General features: G+C 65.7%; 9 protein-coding genes. 5 read left to right on the top strand and 4 right to left on the bottom strand.

The features are described 5' to 3' along the window. Nucleotides 1-180 precede the first annotated feature (180 nt). On the top strand, nt 181-726 hold the full coding sequence (locus B8460_RS12980; protein ID WP_084623622.1) for a phosphate-starvation-inducible PsiE family protein: 546 nt from the start codon (nt 181-183) through the stop codon (nt 724-726). 10 nt (nt 727-736) lie between these two features. On the opposite strand, the gene B8460_RS12975 is transcribed toward B8460_RS12980, so the two are convergent. After that, entirely contained in the window at nt 737-2044 is a 1308-nt protein-coding gene (locus tag B8460_RS12975; protein ID WP_048862026.1) for an ArgE/DapE family deacylase, read from the bottom strand. Nucleotides 2045-2152: 108 nt separating this feature from the next. On the opposite strand from B8460_RS12975, the gene B8460_RS12970 reads away from it, so the two are divergent. Together B8460_RS12970 and tsaA are read left to right on the top strand one after the other, a co-directional pair. Then, nucleotides 2153-2614 (top strand): thioesterase family protein, encoded by a 462-nt coding sequence (locus B8460_RS12970; RefSeq protein ID WP_052945239.1) that lies wholly within the window; start codon nt 2153-2155, stop codon nt 2612-2614. Continuing rightward, nucleotides 2614-3054, top strand: coding sequence for a tRNA (N6-threonylcarbamoyladenosine(37)-N6)-methyltransferase TrmO (gene tsaA, locus B8460_RS12965; protein ID WP_048862025.1), 441 nt, complete (start codon nt 2614-2616; stop codon nt 3052-3054). Before B8460_RS12970 ends, tsaA begins: the two co-directional genes overlap by 1 nt. Here the strand turns inward: tsaA and B8460_RS12960 are convergent. The 3 genes from B8460_RS12960 to B8460_RS12950 all read right to left on the bottom strand — a co-directional run bounded on the left by B8460_RS12960 (nt 2987) and on the right by B8460_RS12950 (nt 6181). Next, nucleotides 2987-3784, bottom strand: coding sequence for a GntR family transcriptional regulator (locus B8460_RS12960; protein WP_084623620.1), 798 nt, complete (start codon nt 3782-3784; stop codon nt 2987-2989). The genes tsaA and B8460_RS12960 overlap by 68 nt on opposite strands. 164 nt (nt 3785-3948) lie before the next feature. Then, nucleotides 3949-5373: an allantoinase AllB gene (allB, locus tag B8460_RS12955; protein WP_048862023.1), complete on the bottom strand. Its 1425-nt coding sequence runs from the start codon at nt 5371-5373 to the stop codon at nt 3949-3951. Between the two features lie 16 nt (nt 5374-5389). Continuing rightward, nucleotides 5390-6181: an SDR family NAD(P)-dependent oxidoreductase gene (locus B8460_RS12950; protein WP_048862022.1), complete on the bottom strand. Its 792-nt coding sequence runs from the start codon at nt 6179-6181 to the stop codon at nt 5390-5392. A gap of 219 nt (nt 6182-6400) precedes the next feature. Here B8460_RS12950 and B8460_RS12945 point away from each other — a divergent pair, with 219 nt between their 5' ends. Both B8460_RS12945 and B8460_RS12940 read left to right on the top strand, forming a co-directional pair. After that, nucleotides 6401-7195 carry a queuosine precursor transporter gene (locus B8460_RS12945; protein WP_048862021.1) on the top strand — a complete coding sequence of 265 codons (795 nt, stop codon included), beginning with the start codon at nt 6401-6403 and terminating at the stop codon, nt 7193-7195. 46 nt (nt 7196-7241) lie between these two features. Then, complete coding sequence (locus B8460_RS12940; protein WP_048862020.1) at nt 7242-8216, top strand: acetamidase/formamidase family protein; 975 nt, start codon at nt 7242-7244, stop codon at nt 8214-8216. Nucleotides 8217-8421: the final 205 nt, after the last annotated feature.

The following is an 8421-nucleotide window of genomic DNA, read 5'->3' as shown; positions in this document are numbered from 1 at the left end:
GGCGGCCCCGCTCGCGCAAGCGGGGGTCAGCCTCGCGCCGAGCCATGTCGAGTGGACGGACGACCTGCGCCCGCGCCGGGTGACGGTCGGCGCGCATGCGGTTACCCTCGCCACCCCTCCCGTCGGCTGAACGCGACGCCGGCATGCAACCCGCACCCGCATCCCGCTGTATGGCATCGCATGGACCGATCTGACCTCGACACGCCGCCGCCCGCCCACAAGCGCGAGGAGCCGCCGGCGGCACAGACGACCGACCGGGTGTTCCTGCTCGTCGAACACGCCGTCTATGTGGCGCTCGGCCTGTTGCTGGCGATCGCGGCGGGCGTCGCGCTGGTGGGCGCGGCGGGCCTGCTGTGGACCAGCATCATCGACGTCACGCAGGCCGACGCGATCGTGCAGGTGATCGACCGGCTGCTGTTCGTGCTGATGCTGATCGAGGTGTTCCACACGGTCCGGGTATCGCTCCGCTCCGGCGTGCTGACGGTCGAGCCGTTCCTGATCGTCGGCGTGATCGCCAGCATCAGGCGGGTGCTGGTGATCACCCTGCAATCGTCGGAGGCGACGCACGGCAACACCTGGACGCCGCAGCAGCAGATGACGTTCCGCTATTCGATGATGGAGCTGGGCGTGCTGGCCGGGCTGATCACGGTGATGGTCGCCGCCATCTGGCTGCTCCGCCGCGCCGCCGCGCATCATCCCTCGTCGGACAGCGTCAGCTCCGGCTGAGGGCGCGCCCTCAGGTCGACAGCTTCTCCAGCCCGCACCAGCCGGCGACGGTGAGCGCGAGTACGCGGGTCACGTCGTGGACCGAGGCGAGGCCCACGCTTTCGTCGATGCCGTGGATGTTGTCGCTGTCGGGGCCGTAGCACGTCGCCTCCGTGCCCTGATACAGCGTGTAGAAGCGGGCGTCGGTCAGGCCGAGGGCGGTGTATTCGCGCAGGTCCGCGCCGGTCACGTCGGCATGCAGGCGCGCGACCGCGCGGCTGATCGCCTGATCCGGCGGGAAGATCGCCCCGTCGGCCATGAATCCCGCGAACTCCACGCCCACGCGCGCGCCGCGCAGGCGGGGATCGGCGCCGGCCTCCTCCACCAAAGCCTCGATCTCGGCGCGGACCTCGCTGGCGGGGTGGCCGGGCATGACGCCGACGCGCAGGCCGATGCGGGCACGGGTGGGCACGGAGCTGTTCCACTCCCCGCCCTCGATCGTGCCGACATTGACGTTGATCGGATGGTTCTCGGCCGCGAAGGCGGGATGGCGCCGCTCCGCCCGGTTCATCGCGTTCTCATAGGCGCGGAAGCGTTCGACGAGGACAAAGGCGGCGTCGATCGCGTTCACGCCGGCCTGCATGTCGCGCACATGGGTGGGCCGGCCGGTGACGGTGACCCAGGCCCAGACGACCCCGACCTCCGCCACATAGAGCGCGGGATAGCCCGGCCCCGGTTCGGGGATCAGGCAGGCATCGGGCTTCGGCAGGGCGTGCATGACCGCGAGCGCGCCGTTGCCGGTGCATTCCTCCTCGATCACCGCGGCGAGTTGCAGTTCCGCCGCCGGCTGGAGACCGGCGAGGCGGAGCGCGCGATAGGCGGTGATGGCGGCGACCAGGCCTGCCTTCATGTCGGCGGTGCCGCGGCCGTACATGCGGCCGTCGCGTATGTCGGGCTCGTAGGGCGGGGTCGTCCACAGATCGGCCGCCCCCTCCGGCACCACGTCCACGTGGCCCTGCAGCAGCAGCGAGCGGCCGCGCCGCTCGCGCGGGCGGTGGATGGCGGCGACGTTGTCGCGCCCGTCATAGGGGATCAGCGGCGGCGAGAATCCGGGCACGGATTGCAGCCGCCCGACCTCGACCGGCACCGGGAACGGGCGCAGGCCGAGGCCGGACAGCACCTCCTGCACGTCGTCGAGGCAGCCCTGTTCCTGCCCGAGCACGCTGCGGTGGCGGGCGAGACGGGCGAGCAGCCGCACCGTCTCGTCTTCCAGCTCTCCACAGGCATCGAGGATGGCGCGGCGGGCGCCCGGGTCGATCGGCAGCAGCGTGTCTGTCATCGGACACACCTAGCCCGTCCGCCCGGCCGGTGTCTCCCCCCGACCCGCCTTGCGCGGCACGCCAGGACGATCTTGACCGGCCCCGCCCGGCCCCGCCACGCTTGGCCCATGACGGAGCATGAAGCGCGTGTCCTGCCCGAATGGATCGACGCCAACGGGCACATGAACCTCGCCTATTACGTGGTCGTGTTCGACCATGCGACGGACGTGCTGTTCGACGCGATCGGCGTGGGCGAGGCGTATCGCGCGGACGGGCGGGCGACGATCTTCGTGGCCGAGACGCACACGCTGTACGAGCGCGAGGTGGCGGTGGGCGACGCGCTGCGCGTGGGTTCGCGCCTGTTTGCCGCCGACCGCAAGCGGCTGCATTTCGGGCATGAGATGTTCCACGTGGCGGGCGGGTTCCGGGCGGCGACGCAGGAGCTGATCGCCCTGCACGTGGACATGGCGAGCCGGCGCACCGCCGACTTCCCGCCCGCCCTCGCCGCCCGGCTTGCGGACGCGGCGGGCGGCGGCGGGCCTGTGCCGGACTGGGTGGGGCGGCAGATCGCCATGCCGGGGGGGCGGTGATGCGGGCATTGGTGCCGATCGGGGTGCTGCGCACGCCGTTCCGCAGCATGGCGGACTGTCCGCGCAACGGCCGCGCGATCGACCCGGCGCCGGAATGCGTGGCGGAGGTGCATCCCGAATACCGGCCCGGCCTGTCGAGCCTGGAGGGGTTCTCGCACCTGATCCTACTTTACTGGATGGAGACGACGGAGAGCCCGCCGGTGATGTTCGTCCCGCCCTTTGACAGCCAGCCGCGCGGGGTGTTCGCGACGCGCGCCCCGGCGCGGCCCAACCCGATCGCGCTGTCGGTGGTCGCCTATGACGGCATGGACGAGCCGGGGCGGCTGCGGGTGCGCTATCTCGATTGCCTCGACGGCACGACATTGCTCGACATCAAGCCCTATCTGCCGACGACGGACGCCGAGCCGGGCGCCTCGATGGGCTGGCTGGCGCGGCCTTAGGGGCCGTTTTGATCGAGCGTCGCGTCGCCGACCGCGGAGAGGGGCGATGGCTTGGCGCCAGAAGTCCCATCACGATCAGCTGCGTTGCTTCGGTTATGTGCGCCTCGAGGAGCGCGACCGCCTTATCCGCTTCCCTCGCCCGCGCGGCGTCGAGGATCTCCATGTGCATCAGCCATCGCGGGGCGTTCGGCAGCCGGCTTTTGGCCGACAGGCGCCGATAGCGGTCAAACTGGTCGCATAGCAGCTCGTGCAAATGCAACAGACAGGGGGAGTTGCAGGCTGAGACGAGCGCGCGATGGAATTCCCGGTGCCGCGATTCCCAGACGTCCTCGGCCACCTTCTTTCCCATCCGCTGGAGTGCGACCAACGCCTCGCCAGCAGCCGTCAACTGCGCTTCCCAGAGGTCGTTGGCGTTGCGGATCGCCAGGCGCAACGCATGGCCTTCGACCTCTTTGCGAACCATGGAAATATCCGTGATGTCCTCGGCCGAGGCCTCGCGAACGCGAAAGCCTCGTTGGCCGATCGCCGTGACCAGACGGTTCTCGGTCAGGCGAGACAGGGCCTCGCGCAGGGGGCTGAACCCGACCCCGTAGGCTGTCCGAAGGTCGCTGAGCCTGAGTTTCGCGCCAGGAGCAAAACGCGACGCGATGATATCGCTCCGCAGGCGGAAGAAAACGTCGTTCCCCAATGTCGAAAACTGTTCCGCTGGAGGCTGACGGGTCGGACTCATGCGCTGGACGTCCCCTGGCTTTATGCTTGACCCCTAGCTGCTAGCACGCACCTCCGCTTTAGACGAGCGAGGTCCGTCTATGCGTCCGCTTATGTGGTGGTCGCCCGCACTCTGACCGACCGGGCTTCCCGGCTCGGCGTGCCGAATCGGCACGCGTTGTCTGGTCAGGTGCGGGTGCCGGACGAAAGTATCGCTGTCGTGGTCTGCTGGACGTTGGCGGGCTTCGGCGGCGGCATGGTCTGAATACTATGCACCGACCGTCCCCATCCGCACGTGCCCGGTTGGAGAACCCTGTCTTTAAGGACAAACCGGCCGCGAACGATGGTATGCAGCGGCAGGCCCTGGACGTCGTATCCGTCCCATGGCGAGGCTTTTCCCCGGGAATGCAGGTCGCGATCCCTGATCGTCCACCGGCGGCCGAGATCGACCACGACGATATCGGCATCGGCCCCGACCTGTATGACGCCTTTGCGTGGATACAATCCCCATATCCTGGCGGGATTGGCGGCGCTCCAGCGAACATAGTCGCAAATCGACGCGCGCCCCTGCGCGATTGCCGTCAACATCAGCGGCATCTGCGTCTCGACACCCGGGAAACCGCAATCGACCGTCCAAATGTCTCGCCTCATTTTCTCCTCGATCGCATGCGGCGCGTGATCGGTCGCAATCACATCGATCGCGCCGTCGACAAGTGCCGCCCAGATCGGCCCCTGATTGCGTGCCTCACGGACAGGCGGGTTGACGCGAATGATACCGCCGCAACGGCTATAGTCATCCGTCGACAGGAAAAGGTAATGCGGACAGGTCTCACCGGTGATGTCCACGCCGCGGGCTTTTCCTTCAGCCAGGGGTCTCAGTTCGCCGGCGGATGAAATATGGAGAATATGGATTCTCGCCCCGGTCCATTCGGCCAGGATCGCGGCGCGGCTCACCGCTTCGATCGCGACAACCTCGGGCCGCGAGTCGAGGTGAGCGAGCGGTTCAATGCGGCCGGCTTTCCGAAGCTTTGCTTCGCGCCGTTCCATCACCGAGTTTGTCTCGGCGTGAAGCGAAATCCGCTTCCCTGTCGGTGCGACCGCCTCGAATGCTTCCAGCATCGCCCCGGTGGAAGGCGTGGGAATGCGACCGAAGGTATTTCCCATGTACAATTTGAACCCGATCACGCCGCCCTCGATCAGGGCCGCGACGTTATCAATCGAGGTCTCGCCGAGAACGCCGTACAGCCCGTAATCGACATGCGCCTTTGCCGCCGCGATCGCATGCTTCTCGGCAAGTGCATGAGCATTTTCGACGGTTGGCAGCGTATTTGGCATGTCGAACACGGTCGTGACCCCGCCAAACGCGGCAGCGGCGGTGCCGGAGGCGAAATCCTCCTTCTGTGGATAGCCCGGATCGCGGAAATGCACGTGGTCGTCGATGGCACCCGGCAGGACATGCAGCCCGGTCGCATCGATAATCTCCTGCGCCGGCGGCATCGACTCCGCGGTGCCGACGGCGATAATCACCCCGTCCCTGATGGCAACGCTGGCGCCGAAGACGGATTCGGGTGAGACGACGGTTCCGTTCTTGATGACCAGGTCTGCGAGCATTCCGCTCCTCCGCACTTCAAAGCATGGCCCAGCCACCGTCGACCGGTAAATCGACGCCGGTAATCTGGCGCGATACGTCGCTGGCCAGAAACACACATGCATTGGCGACGTCCTGGTCGGTCGTGATCCGGCGGAGCGCATAGTCGGCCGCATGATGCTCGACGGCTTCTTCCACGCTGATATGGAGACGTCGTGCCATATCTGCGCAGACTTTCTCACGGAAGCGGGCGCCGTCGACCATTCCCGGCGCCACGCAATTGACGTTGATGTTGTGGGCGCCGACTTCCAGCGCGATGCTTTTCGTCAGTCCGCGAAGTCCCCATTTCGACGCCGAATAGGCCACGCGGCCCGCCCGGCCGCGCATCCCGAACGTGCCGCCGACGTTCACGATCTTTCCGTACCGTTGCTCAATCATGCCGGGAAGCACCGCCCTTATCGTGTGGAAGCATCCGTTCATATTGAGCGTGACGATCTGGTCGAACTCATCGGGGGTGGTCTCCACACCGGACTTCCCGATCGGACCCGAACCACCCGCGACGTTGACCAGGATATCGATGCGTCCGAACCTCGACACGCCGATGCCGGCCGCACGCTCGCACTGAGCGGGGTCTGTCAGATCGCAGCCGACGACGACGAGCTCGACGCCGGCGTCCGCCAGCTCCCCCGCGACCTCATTGACGGCGGCGACGTCGCGTCCAACAAGGACGAGCCCGCATCCCTCCGCGGCAAAACTTCGAGTGATCGCGGCGCCCATCCCCTTGGCCGGGCCAGTGATGAGCGCGACACGTCCCTTTAGATGCAAATTCATTCCGCTTCCTTGTATCGGATGCGTACAGAGAACCGGCAACCCTGCCGCCTGCTGCAGTGTCTGCTTTCCCTAGCACCGCCCCGGCATGCGGTCCACGGCGTTTCGATAATATGACCGGAATTTCGAAAATCTCATTGACGGGGTGGAGCGGCGATGCTGTGCTGTGAGCATGCCGCTTGAGAAAGTCTTGGCGCCCGCTCTATCGAGATAGGTTTTGACATGCTGAGCGACTGGGTTGGCCTCGTCTGGATCGTCGGAACCATATTCGCCAGCTTCGCCGCAGTCGGAATAGGCATCCTGATGGCCGAGATGTTCGGCCGCCAGTACGCGGTCTTGTGGGTCGTGGGAATCCAGGGCGCCTTCCAGATCTTCATTTCATTTACGTCGGCGCAGTTCGTCAGTCTTGTGCTCGGCGGAGTGACCTTCATCACGATTGCCGGCTCCCTCGTTTATCCGACGCTGGAACTGGGACAAAACTACCTGAGTGAGTTTTACGGCTTCGAGATTTCCCGCACATCGGTCCATGCGCAGATGCTTTGCAGGATCATGACATCCATCCTGCTGTTGTTTCTGTTTCTGCTACCGTTCCCCTCCCACTTCGAACAGAGTCATTCGGCTTTTCTGTCTCTTAACAAAATCGTGCCGCGCATCGCCGTCGCCAGCATCATAGCCACGTGGATCACCGGCCTCGTGATGGTCTACGTGTATGATGCCGTGCGAAATCTTACCGGCGACAGGAAGATGTGGTTGAGGGCTGTCTCCGCGAACGTCGTGTCCATGGCGGTCAATTCAGTGTTGTTCGTGATTATGGCGTTCGCCGGCGTGGTGTCGGCCAGCGTGCTCGTGAACATGATCCTGATCCAGATCCTTTTCAAATTCATCGATTCGTTCTTCGAACTCGGCTTTCTCTACGGTCTGCGTTCATTGAAGGGTCGCGGCATTCTCGGCAGATCGGCCGACCCGGTTCTTCCGGTCGCCCTGTCGACGAGCGCTCCGACGGGACAGCCTTCTTGACTGTCAGAGACGTCGCGCGCCTTTCGCGCCCGCGTCGAGCAGGCTGATGGACGGAAGCGCCGAGGTCATTCGCCTGGATGCAGGCCCCGAGACGGTTCACTGGGGCTATTTTGACTCGCGACTTTCACCGGTTGCGACGATCGAGAGCGGTGATCGTATCGTGATCTCGACGGTTTCAGGTGGACCCGAACTGCTGCCACCGGCACCGTTCGAGGTTCCACCGGCGTTGCCCGAGATTCATGCCGCACACGGTCCGCAGCGCTTCTTCGGGCATATATGCACGGGGCCCGTCGCCGTGCGCGGCGCGAGGGCCGGGCAGACCTTGCAGGTGGACATCGAACGGATCGAGCCGCATTACGACTGGGGCCATAACGTCATCCGTCCGCTCGCTGGCGCGCTTCCGGCTGACTTTGCAGACGCCCGCGTGGTTCATACGAAGCTGGATCGGGAACGCCGGATCTGGCGTCTGCCGTGGGGGCACCGGATACCGTTTCGACCGTTCTTCGGCGTGATGGCGGTGGCGCCGCCACCCGCGTGGGGTGTCATCCCGACGCCCCCGCCGCGGGCCAATGGCGGCAATGTGGACAACAAGGAACTTGTCGAAGGCACGACCTTGTATTTGCCGATCTTTGTCGACGGGGCGTTGTTTTCCGTCGGTGACGGACATGGCGCACAAGGCGATGGCGAGGTCTGCCTCACCGCGATCGAGACTGGCCTTATTGGTCGGTTTCGTCTGAGCGTTCGCGATGATATCGCACTCGAATGGCCCCGTGCGGAGACACCGACGCACGTGATCACGATGGGCTTCGACCCCGATCTGGATAATTGCGTCGTCATCGCCTTAAGGCAGATGCTCGATCTGGTCTGTGACCGCACAGCGATCGATCGCCATCAGGCCTATACGCTCCTGAGCGTGGCCGGAGACCTTCGCGTCACACAGGTCGTGAACGGCAACAAGGGCGTGCATCTGATGCTCGACAAGCGGTATCTGGATCCGTTCGAGCCCGACGTCCAAGATTAGCGTCTGGAAAGCGGGCGGGACGGCCCGTACGGACGGCCTCTCGTTATTCCGGCACCCCCAGAAACTCCCGCGCAGCCCTCGCCCAATCCTCGTCGCGCAGCAAGCGGCGCATCGTCGCGGCGTCGGCGCGGGGCGGCGGCGGCGTGCTGTCGGCCTGGGCGCGCAGGGCGGCCTCGGTCGCGGCGACGGCGGCCAGCAGCGGGGC

It is taken from the genome of Acidisphaera rubrifaciens HS-AP3, from assembly GCF_000964365.1.
In the GTDB taxonomy this organism is placed as follows: domain Bacteria; phylum Pseudomonadota; class Alphaproteobacteria; order Acetobacterales; family Acetobacteraceae; genus Acidisphaera; species Acidisphaera rubrifaciens.
Note: the sequence above shows the minus strand (reverse complement) of the source record. Positions and strands in the feature narration are given on the sequence as shown.

Bases quoted from the DNA above. Each gene is read 5' to 3' on its own strand.
- B8460_RS12945 (WP_048862021.1), top strand. From the start codon at position 6,401: ATGCTGAGCGACTGGGTTGGCCTCGTCTGGATCGTCGGAACCATATTC.
- B8460_RS12980 (WP_084623622.1), top strand. From the start codon at position 181: ATGGACCGATCTGACCTCGACACGCCGCCGCCCGCCCACAAGCGCGAG.
- tsaA (WP_048862025.1), top strand. From the start codon at position 2,614: ATGCGGGCATTGGTGCCGATCGGGGTGCTGCGCACGCCGTTCCGCAGC.
- B8460_RS12940 (WP_048862020.1), top strand. From the start codon at position 7,242: ATGGACGGAAGCGCCGAGGTCATTCGCCTGGATGCAGGCCCCGAGACG.
- B8460_RS12950 (WP_048862022.1), bottom strand. From the start codon at position 6,181: ATGAATTTGCATCTAAAGGGACGTGTCGCGCTCATCACTGGCCCGGCC.
- B8460_RS12960 (WP_084623620.1), bottom strand. From the start codon at position 3,784: ATGAGTCCGACCCGTCAGCCTCCAGCGGAACAGTTTTCGACATTGGGG.
- allB (WP_048862023.1), bottom strand. From the start codon at position 5,373: ATGCTCGCAGACCTGGTCATCAAGAACGGAACCGTCGTCTCACCCGAA.
- B8460_RS12970 (WP_052945239.1), top strand. From the start codon at position 2,153: ATGACGGAGCATGAAGCGCGTGTCCTGCCCGAATGGATCGACGCCAAC.
- B8460_RS12975 (WP_048862026.1), bottom strand. From the start codon at position 2,044: ATGACAGACACGCTGCTGCCGATCGACCCGGGCGCCCGCCGCGCCATC.